Here is a 13,212-nt window from a genome sequence, read left to right as displayed (position 1 = left end):
TTGCGGGGTGTGGCTTAGAAATTTGGGCGAAAATGTAGGTACGATTTACCCTACTGGGCATGAAAGCGAAGCGTAATCGTACGATATGGCATGCAACATTCCTCCGATTACGCTATCGCTAATCGGAGCTACGTGAACTAGTCAGAAAGACGAGGTTTGGAATGACTTCCCGAATATTGGAAGCAGCTTGATTACTTCTTGTTAATTTAACTCTGAGAGCGAATCATGGAACACCTATTGAAACTTCATATTGAATATCTTCCGGAAGGAGTTTATTTGGCGACCAGTGACGATATTCAGGGATTAATCGCACAAGGGCGTACGATTGCCGAAACGGTTGAAATTGCCCGAGATGTGGCAAAAAAATTGATTGAAGCTCAGACTCAACCACCGCAATTGCCGGTAGCTAACAAGTCGTTCGATTATCCGCTGATTGTGGCGTTGTAATGGGTGCTTTGGCGGGCTTTAAGTATCGTGAAATCATCAAGCGGCTTAAGGAAATGGGATTTGAATTTTACCGGCAAGCGGCAGGCAGTCATGAAATCTGGTTCAATCCCGAAACCAACCGTTTTACGACTATACCCAACCACCCTGGCGATATGCCCGAAGGCACTTTAAGAGCCATACTCGAGCAAGCCGATATTGAGCCAGAATTATTTTTACAACGCAGCAAAAACCGCTGAGTTAGACAAGGAACATTGAACCATGAGTAGCAACCATGATTATTAACGGCGTAACCATAGACAAAACCTTCGCCGAAGCCTTTCCGATGAAGGCGACGCGGGCCATCATCACCGCCCAAAACGAGAAGTGGGCGATGATTTCCGCTCAAGCGATGACCGGCTTTGCCACTTCGGTGATTGCCTGCGGCTGCGAGGCAGGAATCGAACGGGTGTTGAGCCCCGAAGAAACCCCGGATGGCCGCCCCGGCGTAGCGATCATGATTTACGCGATGGGCGGCAAGGGCCTCGCCAAGCAATTGGAAACCCGTGCCGGCCAGTGCGTTTTGACTTCGCCGACCTCGGCGCTATTCGCCGGCATCGACGGCGGCAAGCCGATTCCGCTGGGCAAAAACCTGCGCTATTTCGGCGACGGCTTCCAGATTTCCAAAAAAATCGGCGGCAAGCGCTACTGGCGGGTGCCGGTCATGGACGGCGAATTCCTGGCCGAAGCCACCACCGGCATGGTCGATGCCGTCGGCGGCGGTAACTTCTTGGTATTGGCCGAATCGCAACCCCAAGCCTTGGCGGCCTGCGAAGCGGCGATAGAGGCGATGAAAAAAATCCCTAACGTGATCATGCCCTTCCCCGGCGGCGTCGTTCGCTCCGGATCGAAAGTCGGCTCCAAATACAAAGCCCTCGGTGCATCGACTAACGATGCGTTCTGTCCTACTTTAAAAGGCGTTACCAAGACCGACTTGTCCCCGGAAATCGAGTCGGTCATGGAGATCGTCATCGATGGCTTGAGCAAAGAAGACATCGACAAGGCGATGCGGGTCGGCATCCAGGCGGTTTGCGATTTGGGCGCGGCGGGCGGCATCAAACGCATCAGCGCCGGTAACTACGGCGGCAAACTCGGACCATTCCACTTTCATTTACAGGAGATCATGGCATGACCACGTTGACATTCACACTGATCGAAACGCCGCCGGCGCAACGTGTCGACATGTCGCCGCTGGTCTGTCAAAAACTCGAAGGCATGAGCGTGGACCGGATCGCCGCCATCGAATTGCAGTGCGGCAAAAGCCAATTACGCGTCGACCAATTGTTTTACATCACCGGCAGCGACACGCAGGAGCTTATATTTGCCGGCAGCACCGACAAATTGGACAACATCGGCAAGGAACTGGACGGCGGTAGCATCAGCGTTCAAGGCAATGCCGGTGCCTATCTAGGCATGCAGATGAAAGCGGGCTGCATCTGTGTTAGTGGTGATGTCGGTTTATATGCGGCCTGCGAAATGAAAAACGGCTTGATTCAAATCGATGGCGATGCCGGCGATTTCCTGGGTGGCGCGCTGCCCGGCAACAAGCAAGGCATGAAGGGCGGCACCGTATTGGTCAAAGGCAACGTCGGCCAACGCGCCGGCGACCACATGCGCCGCGGTCAGATACTGATCGAAGGCAACGCCGGCGATTACTGCGGCTCGCGTATGGTAGCCGGCACGATTGCCGTGATGGGTACGGTCGGACGCTACGCCGGTTATGCCATGCGCCGCGGCACATTGTTATTGTGGAATCAGCCGCGGTTACCGGCAACCTTCAACGACTGCGGCTCGCATACCTTGGCCTTTTTACCGATGCTGTTCGCCTCGTTCAAGACCCTGAATTCGAAATTCGCCGACGCCAGCATCGCGTTCAACCGTGTGCGCCGTTACGGCGGCGACATGGCCGAAACCGGGCGTGGCGAGGTTTTGGTCAAAATCTGATGGTTTGGCAGGCATATATTCCAGAAGACATTACGAGTCTATACGAAATACACGACTATCGGCCTGCCTCCGCGATTCTCAAAAACGAATTTCCAACCGAATTTGCGGAAATTTGTTCTGCATTGAGAGCATTCAGGCTTACCGACCAAAACGTGCGCGACCCCGGCGGCAGCGAAAGCGCTATTCCCAAGCGTTTTTCAGATATATTACGTCCAATGGGTTGGGCAGAAAAAAAGCTGAATGCTAAAGTCTTGGTTGACGATCACGAATTTGCCCATGACAGCCATTACGTTGACTACCTAAAAGGAAGAGTCGCTTTCGATTTGGAATGGAACAGCAAAGATCAAACTTACGATCGCGATCTTTACGCTTTTCGTGCTTTTTTCGAATACGATAAAATCAGTGTCGGCATTCTGGCAACTCGCAGTAACGATCTCGACCCTTGGTTTAAGGCGCTCGGTATTTATAGTAAATATGGCGCCAGCACAACGCAAATGGGTAAGTTGTTACCCAGGCTGAATGCCGGGCGTAATGGTGGCTGTCCTGTGTTAGTATTCGGTATAACCACCAAGCTGATTGAGGAGGCTTAATTTTATGGCCGACAATATACAACAGCTTTCAGCGGCTGAAGACTTTCTCCAATTTAGTTCCGATCAAAAATTCTCCACGATTCTGGCCGACCCACCTTGGCAGTTTCAAAATCGCACAGGGAAAATGGCTCCAGAACATAAACGATTGGCACGATATCCGACTTTGACGCTCGACGAAATCAAGAACATTCCTGTTGACAGTGCGACAACTGCAACCGCTCACCTTTACCTGTGGGTGCCTAACGCTCTATTAGCAGAAGGTCTGCAAGTGATGAATAACTGGGGATTCACATACAAAACCAATCTAATATGGTACAAAATTCGCAAAGATGGCGGACCGGACAGACGCGGAGTTGGATTTTATTTCAGAAACGTCACCGAAATGATTTTATTCGGTGTACGGGGTAAAAATGCCAGGACGCTGCCACCGGGCAGGAGTCAGGAAAACATTATTTCCAGTCAAAAAAGAGAACATAGCCGTAAGCCGGACGAGCAGTATAAGCTGATCGAGTCCTGCAGCCCAGGCCCGTATCTTGAAATGTTCGCCCGAGGCAATCGTCCTAATTGGAGCTGCTGGGGTAATCAAGCAGACGATTATGTCCCTACGTGGGATACCTACAACAATCATTCTCAAGCAAAAAACGACGAAAGCGACCAGTTATCTTTGTTTTAGCTAATTTGCGCATGTCCAACCGGCTCACAACCGCTAACCACGACCGCGACATCGCCGGCCTGAAATATGTTTATCCCGTCATCTCGCGCCGGGCCGGCGGCTTGTCGATAGGTGTCAATTTCAATCCTAACAATGCTTGCAATTGGAGGTGCATCTATTGCCAGGTGCCGGAGTTGCAGCGAGGAAACGCACCGGATATGGATTTCGCCTTATTGGAAGACGAACTGCGTTTCTTCCTGGATTTTGTTCAACACGGCGATTTTTTCGAACAATTCAACGTTACGGCCGATCAACGCATCATTAAAGACATTGCGATATCGGGTAATGGCGAGCCGACTAGCCTTAAGTTCTTCGACCGTGCAATAGCTCTAATCGGCAAAATCGCCTCCGAGTCCGGCCTATTTCCTCACAGCCACTTCGTACTGATCACAAACGGCAGCTTGATGCATCACGCTGACGTACAGACCGGCTTAAAGGTATTGGCTGAATATGGCGGAGAGATCTGGTTCAAGCTGGACAGCGCCACGGACCAGGGACGCAGACTGATTAATAACAACGTTCAGAGTCAAAGACAGTTATTGCAGAACTTAGAAATTGCAGCTCGATTGTGTCCGACTAAGCTACAAACCTGCATGTTGCATTATCAAGATCAAGCTTGGTCGGATGCGGAAAAACAGGCTTATTTGCGACTGTTAAAAGACCTGTCGGATAGACAAGTCAAGATTCAGCAGATTATGTTGTACGGCATTGCCAGGCAATCGTTTCAGCCCGAAGCGGAGTATTTGGAAAAAATAACGATAGATGAGATGAATGCATTTGCTGCTGACATCACGGCGCTGGGCTATGATGTCAGCGCCAATATTTAAGCCGTGGCATCAAAAAGCGAACCGATCATTTCCTTTTCGGCCTTAAGCACTTTCGTTCCGGCCTTGGCTTGCGACTCGGCTTCGATCAAGCTCGTCAACGGCCGCACGTAATCGGTCGATTTCAGATCGCCCGGCCCTTTGACTCCTTGCTCCAGCTGCTGTGAAGGCACTTGAGCGATGGCTTGCGCGGCCTCTGCCACTTTGTTTTGGGCCAGATTGATCGCGGCAACGCCGCTGGATGTTGGACTGACATTCATATCGCACCTCCCGAATATTGATTCTAGCCGTAACGATTTATTCTATCGGCTAATCCGATCATAATTGAATCAAAACTTACGAGATTTGGCCAGTCGATCACATTGTCGATCAACTTTTCCCAGATGACAATTTATTCAATTGTTGTTTAAACCAAGGCCATCCGCGCTCCAGCCAGGCCTCCCAGAGACGCATGGCAAAGGATTTAGTCACGCAGCAGAGCTGCTTGCCGGTTGACGCCACGTCGTCACACCCCATTTGGTGCAATTTGGCTTCGACGACTTTGCTCAATTGCGGTCTCGGCTGTCCGTTTGCATCCAAAAAGACTTTGTCGAACGCCCACATTTCCAAAACTGAAACGGTCCACATAAAAGCAAAAGCGATCGCCATGCCGGCGCCGGCAAAGACGACTAAAATCGCAAACATCGGATGTAGTTTGGTCAGCCACCACGACAAAATGTCCACCAGCAAGAATAGATAAGGCATGCCGATTGCAATCGATTTATATTTCACTGTGCTGGTTTCCGCAAAACTAAATATTAAACCAACAAACATAAAGATAAAGCTGATGCCGAACAAATGAATGTGCGACACCCGCGTCAACGAACCGAAGGTTGCGCCCTCATCTTGCTGGGTCAATTCTTTTAAGACTTTGAAGTTGGTGAAATCCGGCAAAGATGCACCTTTACCATGACACATCACGCAACGTTCCTGAATCACCTTTTCAGCGCCCGATTCCGCATATTCATCCTGGTCGGCACCATCTCTGACCCATTGTATGATGACGAAGCGTTCCTGCTCTGATGCCTTGTCCTTCATAGAACCATTGAGTTTAGTTTCCAGCACTGTACCCGACCGGTTACCGTAGTAACTGTAAACAATGTCGTCGATGGATAAACCGAACTTACCGTCGGCCATCCCATGAGTAAATAATATCTGAATCAAAGCCATCATATATCCGACCGCTACGGTAGTCAGATAACCCGAAAAAAGCACCTTAACCGGCACATCCAAATCTTTTAACGCTGAAAATTCGCGAGCCATGACCGAAATTTAAAGTAGTGTGAAAGAAATTTGATTATAACGTTCCCATTATGTAAATCGCCCCCTTTTTATTGCAGACAAAAAAAAGCCCTTGCATAGCAAGGGCCTTGATCTGCGAAACCTTAATAAGATTATTTCGGCTGAACGTTGGCCGCGGTCAATCCTTTTGGGCCGGTCTCAATATCAAATTCAACGGCTTGACCAGGAGATAACGTTTTAAACCCTTCTCCTAAAATCACCGAATGATGAACGAAAACATCTTCATTACCTTCGGAAGGTTCTATAAAACCAAAACCTTTGGTATTGTTGAACCATTTGACTGTGCCTGTTGCCATCTTAAAACTCCTACAAATTAAAACTAATAGTCACGCAGAAAAACAATATTGAGAACCCATTCCGATTCGGTCCAGGCGACATTCAACATTTTTATCTGAGCTGCGCAATTGTACTTTGATTTATTTATGAAGGCTATATATTCGATTATTAGTCACGTCCTTCAATTAACACCTATCAAGTCTTTAATTCTTCAATATAAATCATTTGCGCAAAGTTAAGCCTCCCGCTATCTGGGAAATAACGGAAGGCTATGATGACAAATAGGCTTGGATCCTCCCTAATCCACCGAGAAAATGCAACGTTTAGGCTTTTAACGAGCGGGCAAAATCTAAATTGCTAGAGATGGTCGCCGCTCCGAATAACATGGTAGAGAGGATAAACTCGCCTGACATGAAGCCAAAAACGCCTGATGTGAAAAATATGCCAGTAAGAATGTCTTTGTATAGATTGCTAGATTTGTTCATGTCTACTCCCGGACTGATTTCAGTCAATTCAATGAAGACGACTTAACTATAACGGCTATTTTATTATTTACAATACATGTAAAAATACATTGATTGTTTTCTAATAAAAAACAATTCTTCACGAAATCGTCATGGCCTTTTAGTACGATACAAACTATTTCACGGCCGAAATCAATGCATCGAGGTTTTTTTTCGGAATCTTGATCTCAACCCGAACCTGTTCGGCGAAGTCCTGCTGAACGATCTTGCCGTCCAGCTTTTTTAATTGATAATCCAGCAGTTGCAGTTCGCCGTAATCTAGCGTTAAAGTCAACCCGGCCATCTCTATGTAATCGATGATCTCCGCCGTTTCTATGGCCAGCTTGGCGACATTACTGTAAGCACGGGTCAGGCCGCCTGCACCCAGCTTAATGCCTCCGAAATAACGAATGACTACGACGATCGAATTGATCAGTTGCTTGCCTTCCAGGTGTTGAAAAATCGGCTTGCCGGCCGTACCGCCGGGCTCACCCGCATCGTAAAACCGGCAAACTAATCCATCCGGCGATTGAATCCGATAGGCATAGACTATATGGCTGGCACCGGGATGCTGGTCGTGCAAGTCCTTTAACAACTGCCTAGCCTCGCGTTCCGATTGACAAGGACTGATGAGGCCGATAAAGCGCGATTTCTTGATAATTTCTTCGCATTCGCTGCGTTTGACGACAATTTTCACCTTATAACAATCCACTGATTTCCGGGTGGTTTTGCAGCAACTGCTCCCGGAAGCCTTCAATATGGTTTTCATCTCGGCGATTATCGCGAGCAATATCGACCTCAATGTCACTGAGTATTCGCATCGGCGAAGCCGATAAGAAAATCAAGCGATCGGCCAACGCAATCGCCTCGCGTAAGTCGTGCGTAACGAACAGCACCGTATGAGGCCGTTTCTCCCAAAGCGAGTACAATAAACTTCTGACCTGGCGGGCCGTGGGAGCATCCAACGACACAAAGGGTTCGTCCATCAACAAAATGTCAGGATTGATCGCAAATGCCCGAATGATAGCGACCCGCCGCTGCATGCCTAAGGACAACCGTTCGGGATACTGATGTTGAGCATCGAGCAGTTGCATGCTGTCCAATAAGCTATCGATCAATGTCGCAGCAGGCTGTGTGTCTAATACCAATTCAATATTTTGTCTAACCGTATACCAAGGAAGCAAACGCGGATTCTGGAATACATACCCGATCGTAGGCGTTATGCCTTCGCGGCCCATGTCGATTTGACCATCGAAATACCGGTCCAATCCGGCGATCATGTTTAGTAATGTGGTTTTACCACAACCGGACGGGCCAACTAAACAGACGAATTGATTCGGATGAACGGTGAAGTTAAGCTCCGCAATCGCATGATGGAACTGGTTGCGATCATGTTCCAATACATAGGTTTTATTGGCGATACTGATCCGAATATCGCTCATCGCCGCCACCTAAGTGTTCTCTTGTCCAATGGTTTTAAGATCAAAATCTCGATGAATTGAATAACGGCAATGAAAGCAAAACTGTAAGCCAACAAGCTAGCCACATCAAACAGCTGAAAATAGATGTGCAATTGATAGCCCATACCATTGCTGCGACCCAATAATTCGACCACCAGAATGATTTTCCAAATCAGGGCCAGCCCTGAACGTGTGGCGGCCATCACGAACGGATGCAGTTGCGGCCAAATCACACGGCTAAAAGTTTTACGATTACTGAAACGATAAACTTGTGCCATTTCCAGCAAGTCTTTGTCTAGCGCCCGGGCGCCCTCACGAATAGTGACGATGACATTAGGTAACTTGTTGATCACGACCGCAAGAATTGCGGCTGATTCGACTAATCCGAACCAGATATAACAGAGGATAATGGTAACCAGGGCAGGGATATTGAGAAAAATGACTAGCCAATTATCGAAAAATGCGTTCAGCATTTTATTCTTGCCGAGTAAAATGCCTATGGCGCAGCCAAAAAGCATGGCCAAACAGAAGCTCGCCAGCAGCCGAAGCAAGGTCACCCCTAAGTGATACGGCAACTCGCCGGATAGCATGGCCTGCCAAAATACCGCGCCGACCTGCGCAGGAGTCGGCAAAGTTGGCGTATGTAATAACAGCGCCGCCACTTGCCAAATAGCCAGTAATAACAGTGTTGAAAGCAGCGACAATAATTGACTATGCGGCGTCCAGTCCTTGCCCATTAATTTTCTGACCAGAAGGTACCGGCCTGCAACTGCTCGGATTTTTCAGTTAATTTGTTACCTCTTAATTGGCTTAACAACTGATATATTTTTTCGGCGGCCTTTTGCTCAGCTTCTCCCCAGCTAGCGACTCGGCCTCGACAATAGCGAGCCCTTAGTTGTTTTTGGGTTTCGGCATTATCAGTTCCGGTAAGGCTAATAATTTTTTCCCACGCGAGATCAGAATCGCACAGTCTGTCTTTAGCGGCGCGTGCCGTTTTGAAAAATTCCCGTAGCGCCGCTTTATGCTGATCCGCCCAACTCTGCTTAAACACGTAGCCTATACTGGGCACCGCTTCCTTTATGCCGAGTTCGCGTATGATATCCTCTCCGCTCATTAACTGCTTATAACCCTGGGCTTCCAATTGCGCGGCAAAATGCCAATAAGTCAATAAGGCATCAATCCGTCGACTAGTCAGCTGCTGATTCAACAACGGCGGGGCCCCATAAATTTTTTCCACTGATTTGTTCAAATCCAACCGCTGTTGTTGGCCTAAGGCTTTTAGCAGAAACCAATTCTTATCCAGTTCGCCGCCGGCGATACCCAGCTTTTTACCGCTTAAATCGGCTAACGAATGAATATCACTATCGGACGGCACCATCAATCCGCCGGCGCTAGCCGAATAAGGGTAAAAGGTATAATCGCTGCCGTTGGCGCGCATTCCCGATGTCCAGATCCAGTCAGATATAATCATGTCCACCTTACCGGCTTGCAGAGCGACTTTACCGGCTTGCTGATTGGCAACGGCGACGGAATCCAATTCAAAATCCTTGTTTTTTAATAATCCTTCATTCTTCATCGCAGCCAATTCCCAGGCTAATGTACCGGATGCCAATACCCCCAAGCGAATAGGCGTAACATTCTCAGCCACGATCATATTGGAAAACAACGCGAACCCGAGAAATAGCAAAATTTTCATAATCATCACAGAACTCTTAGCGATTAAAAAATAACCAAAGCAATTTTAACGTAGACAACAGCGATAAGAGAATGTTTACCCGAATGGGTACAGGAGAGAATCGGAAAATTCGCTCCCTTCGCATGATTGAATAAGCCTATGGAGAAGTTTGCGGTAACAGCCGACGGTCAATCCGCTAGTGCACTGCTATAAAAGCGGCGCGGGATTTCGACGCGCATGCTTAAAACTATCGTTAATAATGATAATTGAAGTTACATTCGCCGACGATGCGACCGGTCAGTGAGCTATCTGCACCGCCATTCGGGTTAACGTCCATGCCGCAATCTATGTCTGCGGGCTTTGATTGAGCGGGTTCGGCAGTAACTTGCTGTCTTTTCGAACCATTTGGTTTAAATAAGTTGCTGTATGGATTGGCATTTGATTTGACCCATTTATCCGACAAGGTCAGAACCAGTTCGCTTTTTTTATTAAAGGCATCCGGGGGAGGCGGTTCGGCATTGGCCGCCAACACGAAGCTACATGCGAAACCCGTTAAGATCGGTTTTTTAATGCTATTAACCAGACAAAAAAAATCATTCCATTTCATGATTTTTCTCCGCTTGTTTCGACTACATAAGATTCAGAAGAAATAAAATGCCAGCCGTGTCTAACTTTACGTTTTTGTTTCTTGAACAATTATAGCAATTGAATTCTGAAACATATTAATCGATTTAAACGCCAAATTCACGCCGATTTGCTTCAATTACTTTGGAAGCATATTAAATACCAAACTTTTCACTTTTAATGAGAACGGGTGAGTTCAGCAGAACGTTTTGCAAGATGAACCGAAACAGACAAACACGGTCACAGCAACGCAAACATTTTTAGCTTTAAAAGGCTAAAAGATCGCGTTGTGTTAACATTTGCAGGTTTAGTTTTCCATCTGATCCATGACTGACTTTTCCCAAGCCCGTAACTTGATCGATCGATTTGGCCGCGTCGTCAATTACTTGCGAGTATCAATTACCGATCGCTGCGATTTCCGTTGCGTGTATTGTATGGCCGAAGACATGGTATTTCTGCCGCGCAAGCAGATCTTGAGCTTAGAGGAAATCCACTTTATCTGTCGAGCCTTCGTCGAATTAGGCGTTAGCAAGATTCGCGTCACCGGCGGCGAACCCTTGGTTCGTAACGGCGCCTTAAATTTGTTGCAACAAATCGGAAAAATCCCGGGATTAAGCGAATTAGTCCTGACCAGTAATGGTTCTAGGTTGGCGGCGATGTCCGACGACCTTCGGGCGGCCGGTGTCAAGCGCGTCAATATCAGCCTGGACACATTAGATCCGGCAAAATTTAAAGTATTAACGCGTACCGGTGATCTGGAGCATGTGCTCAAAGGCATCAATGCGGCAATAGCATCGGGATTTGATCGCGTCAAAATCAATGCCGTCATTTTGAAAAACCGCAATCACCGAGAAGTATGCGATTTAGTCCAATTTGCGGTCGATCGTGGCATCGACATCAGCTTCATCGAAGAAATGCCGCTAGGAATGGTAAACCATCACAATCGGGCTGAAGCATATTATCCCAGCCATCTGATCAAACAAGACTTACAGCAACGCTTTCGAATTAAGGCGATCCCGGATAAAACCGGAGGACCCGCGGATTATGTTCAAGTATCGGGCAGCAACACTCGGGTGGGATTTATCTCGCCGCATAGCGCCAATTTCTGTAGCAGTTGTAACCGGGTTCGCCTGACCGCGGAAGGGCGGCTGTTGCTCTGCCTCGGAAACGAACATTCGGTCGATTTGAAAACGGTAATCAGACAACATCCCGACAACATGGATATGCTGAAACGGTCTATTATTGATGCGATGCAGATCAAGCCGGAAAAACACGAATTCAATATCCAAGAGCAGCCGATCATCCTGCGACACATGAGCGTTACCGGCGGCTAGAACACCAAGGAGACGTCATGACCGATAACAAAGCCTACCATATCGTCGCCGAGGCTCGGCGCTATAAAGAAGAACGCGAAAAAGGCTATCGCGAACAAGCCTTGAAATTATTTCCTTGGATTTGCGGCCGCTGCACACGCGAGTTCAACCATAAAAACCTCAGCGAATTAACCGTACATCATATCGACCACAATCACGATAACAATCCACCCGACGGCAGCAATTGGGAATTGCTGTGTCTTTATTGTCACGACAACGAGCACCAACGTTTCGAAGAACAAGTACGCTACGGTAGTAAAGGCAACTCGGAAAACAGAAGCCCTGTCGCAACCTTCAATCCGTTTGCCGACTTAAAGAAGATGATGCAAAAAGACCAATGAACAAATGCCAATGGGCATTAGCCAGCGCGATAGAAGAAAAATATCACGATAGCGAATGGGGCGTGCCTTTACATGACGACCGGAAACTCTTTGAATTTCTGGTGTTGGAAGGTGCTCAGGCGGGCTTAAGTTGGCGCACCATACTAAATAAACGCCAGGCCTATCGTGAAGCTTTCGATGGCTTCGACGCCGAAAAAATCGCATGTTACGACGATTTTAAACTTAAGGCCTTGCTATCCAACCCGGCTATCGTTCGCAACAGGTTGAAGATATCCGCGGCTGTGGCCAATGCCAACGCATTCTTAAAGGTATGCGGAGAATTCGGCAGTTTCGATGGCTATATTTGGCGCTTCGTAGACGGCAAGCCCAAACAAAACGCATGGCAAACACACGAACAAATCCCATCCTTCACACCGGAATCCGAACGCATGAGTAAAGACTTGCAAAAGCGCGGTTTCCGCTTCGTCGGCAGAACCATTTGTTATGCCTATATGCAGGCGGTCGGCATGGTGAACGATCACACCGCTAATTGCTATCGCCATAGCCAATTAGCCGACGCTTTGTGATGACTGAACGCGAACGTCAAATTTTGCAGTCGACATGCGATCAATTGATCGCCAGTCACCAAACCCTGTTATTGGCGACTCGCTCTATAGACGGCAAGCCCGACATTAGTTATGCGCCTTTCGTCCGAGATGAAGAAAATTTTTATATTTTCGTCAGCGAACTGGCAAAACACACAAAGAACCTGATGACATACCCGCATGCTTCCATTCTATTTATTCAAGCGGAATCGGAAGCTAACAATCCATTCGCCAGGCAGCGTTTGACGCTGGAATGCAGTGCGACGGAAATCCTCAAAAACGATCCTCTTCACAATCGCCAGTTGAACGCGATGGCAAAAAAGTTCGGCGAAATAGTCGGCCTACTGCGGACGCTGCCGGATTTTCATCTTCTGGCTTTAAGGCCTCATCGGGGACAATTCGTTGCGGGATTCGGCAAAGCTTTTGCGGTGGACGCAAACGGTAGATTGCAATGGCCGACTGCCGATGATTGATTAACGCGA

General features: G+C 48.0%; 20 protein-coding genes. 11 read left to right on the top strand and 9 right to left on the bottom strand.

Features of this window, described 5'->3' with window-relative positions:
* Positions 1 to 225: 225 nt before the first annotated feature.
* From ACW73I_RS10925 to ACW73I_RS10895, 7 genes are read left to right on the top strand one after another with little or no spacing between them, the layout of a single operon-like run.
* Positions 226 to 447 (top strand): type II toxin-antitoxin system HicB family antitoxin, encoded by a 222-nt coding sequence (locus ACW73I_RS10925; protein ID WP_458029355.1) that lies wholly within the window; start codon positions 226 to 228, stop codon positions 445 to 447.
* Positions 447 to 683 carry a type II toxin-antitoxin system HicA family toxin gene (locus ACW73I_RS10920; protein WP_458029354.1) on the top strand — a complete coding sequence of 79 codons (237 nt, stop codon included), beginning with the start codon at positions 447 to 449 and terminating at the stop codon, positions 681 to 683. The genes ACW73I_RS10925 and ACW73I_RS10920 overlap by 1 nt, the downstream gene beginning before the upstream one ends.
* Positions 684 to 718: 35 nt before the next feature.
* Entirely contained in the window at positions 719 to 1,615 is an 897-nt protein-coding gene (gene fhcD / locus ACW73I_RS10915; protein WP_458029353.1) for a formylmethanofuran--tetrahydromethanopterin N-formyltransferase, read from the top strand.
* The gene (locus ACW73I_RS10910; RefSeq protein WP_458029352.1) at positions 1,612 to 2,427 is read left to right on the top strand and encodes a formylmethanofuran dehydrogenase subunit C; all 816 of its coding nucleotides are present in this window, start codon (positions 1,612 to 1,614) and stop codon (positions 2,425 to 2,427) included. The genes fhcD and ACW73I_RS10910 overlap by 4 nt, the downstream gene beginning before the upstream one ends.
* The gene (locus ACW73I_RS10905; protein ID WP_458029350.1) at positions 2,427 to 3,017 is read left to right on the top strand and encodes a BglII/BstYI family type II restriction endonuclease; all 591 of its coding nucleotides are present in this window, start codon (positions 2,427 to 2,429) and stop codon (positions 3,015 to 3,017) included. Before ACW73I_RS10910 ends, ACW73I_RS10905 begins: the two co-directional genes overlap by 1 nt.
* Before the next feature lie 4 nt (positions 3,018 to 3,021).
* Positions 3,022 to 3,690, top strand: coding sequence for an MT-A70 family methyltransferase (locus tag ACW73I_RS10900; RefSeq protein ID WP_458029349.1), 669 nt, complete (start codon positions 3,022 to 3,024; stop codon positions 3,688 to 3,690).
* Between the two features lie 11 nt (positions 3,691 to 3,701).
* Complete coding sequence (locus tag ACW73I_RS10895) at positions 3,702 to 4,556, top strand: radical SAM protein (protein ID WP_458029348.1); 855 nt, start codon at positions 3,702 to 3,704, stop codon at positions 4,554 to 4,556.
* Here ACW73I_RS10895 and ACW73I_RS10890 read toward each other — a convergent pair.
* From ACW73I_RS10890 to ACW73I_RS10850, 9 genes are all read right to left on the bottom strand, one after another.
* Positions 4,553 to 4,813: a hypothetical protein gene (locus ACW73I_RS10890; RefSeq protein WP_458029347.1), complete on the bottom strand. Its 261-nt coding sequence runs from the start codon at positions 4,811 to 4,813 to the stop codon at positions 4,553 to 4,555. The two genes, ACW73I_RS10895 and ACW73I_RS10890, sit on opposite strands and share 4 nt — an antisense overlap.
* 109 nt (positions 4,814 to 4,922) lie before the next feature.
* A complete protein-coding gene (locus ACW73I_RS10885) occupies positions 4,923 to 5,855 on the bottom strand; it encodes a hypothetical protein (RefSeq protein ID WP_458029346.1) in 933 nt (310 codons plus the stop codon).
* A gap of 131 nt (positions 5,856 to 5,986) precedes the next feature.
* Positions 5,987 to 6,190: a cold-shock protein gene (locus ACW73I_RS10880; protein WP_458029345.1), complete on the bottom strand. Its 204-nt coding sequence runs from the start codon at positions 6,188 to 6,190 to the stop codon at positions 5,987 to 5,989.
* Positions 6,191 to 6,493: 303 nt separating this feature from the next.
* The gene (locus ACW73I_RS10875) at positions 6,494 to 6,655 is read right to left on the bottom strand and encodes a hypothetical protein (RefSeq protein ID WP_458029344.1); all 162 of its coding nucleotides are present in this window, start codon (positions 6,653 to 6,655) and stop codon (positions 6,494 to 6,496) included.
* A 154-nt stretch (positions 6,656 to 6,809) separates the two neighbouring features.
* Positions 6,810 to 7,370 carry a YigZ family protein gene (locus tag ACW73I_RS10870; protein WP_458029343.1) on the bottom strand — a complete coding sequence of 187 codons (561 nt, stop codon included), beginning with the start codon at positions 7,368 to 7,370 and terminating at the stop codon, positions 6,810 to 6,812.
* Between the two features lies 1 nt (position 7,371).
* On the bottom strand, positions 7,372 to 8,115 hold the full coding sequence (locus ACW73I_RS10865) for an ABC transporter ATP-binding protein (protein WP_458029342.1): 744 nt from the start codon (positions 8,113 to 8,115) through the stop codon (positions 7,372 to 7,374).
* Positions 8,112 to 8,870: an ABC transporter permease gene (locus tag ACW73I_RS10860; protein ID WP_458029341.1), complete on the bottom strand. Its 759-nt coding sequence runs from the start codon at positions 8,868 to 8,870 to the stop codon at positions 8,112 to 8,114. Before ACW73I_RS10860 ends, ACW73I_RS10865 begins: the two co-directional genes overlap by 4 nt.
* Positions 8,870 to 9,835, bottom strand: coding sequence for an ABC transporter substrate-binding protein (locus ACW73I_RS10855; protein ID WP_458029340.1), 966 nt, complete (start codon positions 9,833 to 9,835; stop codon positions 8,870 to 8,872). Before ACW73I_RS10855 ends, ACW73I_RS10860 begins: the two co-directional genes overlap by 1 nt.
* A gap of 226 nt (positions 9,836 to 10,061) precedes the next feature.
* The gene (locus ACW73I_RS10850; RefSeq protein ID WP_458029338.1) at positions 10,062 to 10,415 is read right to left on the bottom strand and encodes a hypothetical protein; all 354 of its coding nucleotides are present in this window, start codon (positions 10,413 to 10,415) and stop codon (positions 10,062 to 10,064) included.
* Positions 10,416 to 10,758: 343 nt separating this feature from the next.
* Between ACW73I_RS10850 and moaA the strand changes: the two genes are divergently transcribed.
* The 4 genes from moaA to ACW73I_RS10830 are packed head-to-tail and all read left to right on the top strand — an operon-like array spanning position 10,759 to position 13,203.
* Positions 10,759 to 11,766, top strand: coding sequence for a GTP 3',8-cyclase MoaA (moaA, locus tag ACW73I_RS10845; protein WP_458029337.1), 1,008 nt, complete (start codon positions 10,759 to 10,761; stop codon positions 11,764 to 11,766).
* 17 nt (positions 11,767 to 11,783) lie between these two features.
* Complete coding sequence (locus ACW73I_RS10840; protein WP_458029336.1) at positions 11,784 to 12,146, top strand: YajD family HNH nuclease; 363 nt, start codon at positions 11,784 to 11,786, stop codon at positions 12,144 to 12,146.
* Entirely contained in the window at positions 12,143 to 12,712 is a 570-nt protein-coding gene (locus tag ACW73I_RS10835; protein WP_458029335.1) for a DNA-3-methyladenine glycosylase I, read from the top strand. The genes ACW73I_RS10840 and ACW73I_RS10835 overlap by 4 nt, the downstream gene beginning before the upstream one ends.
* Positions 12,712 to 13,203, top strand: a complete 492-nt coding sequence (locus ACW73I_RS10830; protein WP_458029334.1) for a HugZ family pyridoxamine 5'-phosphate oxidase — start codon at positions 12,712 to 12,714, stop codon at positions 13,201 to 13,203. The genes ACW73I_RS10835 and ACW73I_RS10830 overlap by 1 nt, the downstream gene beginning before the upstream one ends.
* Positions 13,204 to 13,212 lie beyond the last annotated feature (9 nt).

The organism is Methylomonas sp. MgM2 (assembly GCF_054172045.1).
Note: the sequence above shows the minus strand (reverse complement) of the source record. Positions and strands in the feature narration are given on the sequence as shown.

Bases quoted from the DNA above. Each gene is read 5' to 3' on its own strand.
- ACW73I_RS10885 (WP_458029346.1), bottom strand. From the start codon at position 5,855: ATGGCTCGCGAATTTTCAGCGTTAAAAGATTTGGATGTGCCGGTTAAG.
- ACW73I_RS10905 (WP_458029350.1), top strand. From the start codon at position 2,427: ATGGTTTGGCAGGCATATATTCCAGAAGACATTACGAGTCTATACGAA.
- ACW73I_RS10895 (WP_458029348.1), top strand. From the start codon at position 3,702: ATGTCCAACCGGCTCACAACCGCTAACCACGACCGCGACATCGCCGGC.
- fhcD (WP_458029353.1), top strand. From the start codon at position 719: ATGATTATTAACGGCGTAACCATAGACAAAACCTTCGCCGAAGCCTTT.
- ACW73I_RS10910 (WP_458029352.1), top strand. From the start codon at position 1,612: ATGACCACGTTGACATTCACACTGATCGAAACGCCGCCGGCGCAACGT.
- ACW73I_RS10830 (WP_458029334.1), top strand. From the start codon at position 12,712: ATGACTGAACGCGAACGTCAAATTTTGCAGTCGACATGCGATCAATTG.
- moaA (WP_458029337.1), top strand. From the start codon at position 10,759: ATGACTGACTTTTCCCAAGCCCGTAACTTGATCGATCGATTTGGCCGC.
- ACW73I_RS10890 (WP_458029347.1), bottom strand. From the start codon at position 4,813: ATGAATGTCAGTCCAACATCCAGCGGCGTTGCCGCGATCAATCTGGCC.
- ACW73I_RS10900 (WP_458029349.1), top strand. From the start codon at position 3,022: ATGGCCGACAATATACAACAGCTTTCAGCGGCTGAAGACTTTCTCCAA.
- ACW73I_RS10875 (WP_458029344.1), bottom strand. From the start codon at position 6,655: ATGAACAAATCTAGCAATCTATACAAAGACATTCTTACTGGCATATTT.
- ACW73I_RS10855 (WP_458029340.1), bottom strand. From the start codon at position 9,835: ATGATTATGAAAATTTTGCTATTTCTCGGGTTCGCGTTGTTTTCCAAT.
- ACW73I_RS10920 (WP_458029354.1), top strand. From the start codon at position 447: ATGGGTGCTTTGGCGGGCTTTAAGTATCGTGAAATCATCAAGCGGCTT.
- ACW73I_RS10850 (WP_458029338.1), bottom strand. From the start codon at position 10,415: ATGAAATGGAATGATTTTTTTTGTCTGGTTAATAGCATTAAAAAACCG.
- ACW73I_RS10840 (WP_458029336.1), top strand. From the start codon at position 11,784: ATGACCGATAACAAAGCCTACCATATCGTCGCCGAGGCTCGGCGCTAT.
- ACW73I_RS10835 (WP_458029335.1), top strand. From the start codon at position 12,143: ATGAACAAATGCCAATGGGCATTAGCCAGCGCGATAGAAGAAAAATAT.
- ACW73I_RS10880 (WP_458029345.1), bottom strand. From the start codon at position 6,190: ATGGCAACAGGCACAGTCAAATGGTTCAACAATACCAAAGGTTTTGGT.
- ACW73I_RS10865 (WP_458029342.1), bottom strand. From the start codon at position 8,115: ATGAGCGATATTCGGATCAGTATCGCCAATAAAACCTATGTATTGGAA.
- ACW73I_RS10860 (WP_458029341.1), bottom strand. From the start codon at position 8,870: ATGGGCAAGGACTGGACGCCGCATAGTCAATTATTGTCGCTGCTTTCA.
- ACW73I_RS10925 (WP_458029355.1), top strand. From the start codon at position 226: ATGGAACACCTATTGAAACTTCATATTGAATATCTTCCGGAAGGAGTT.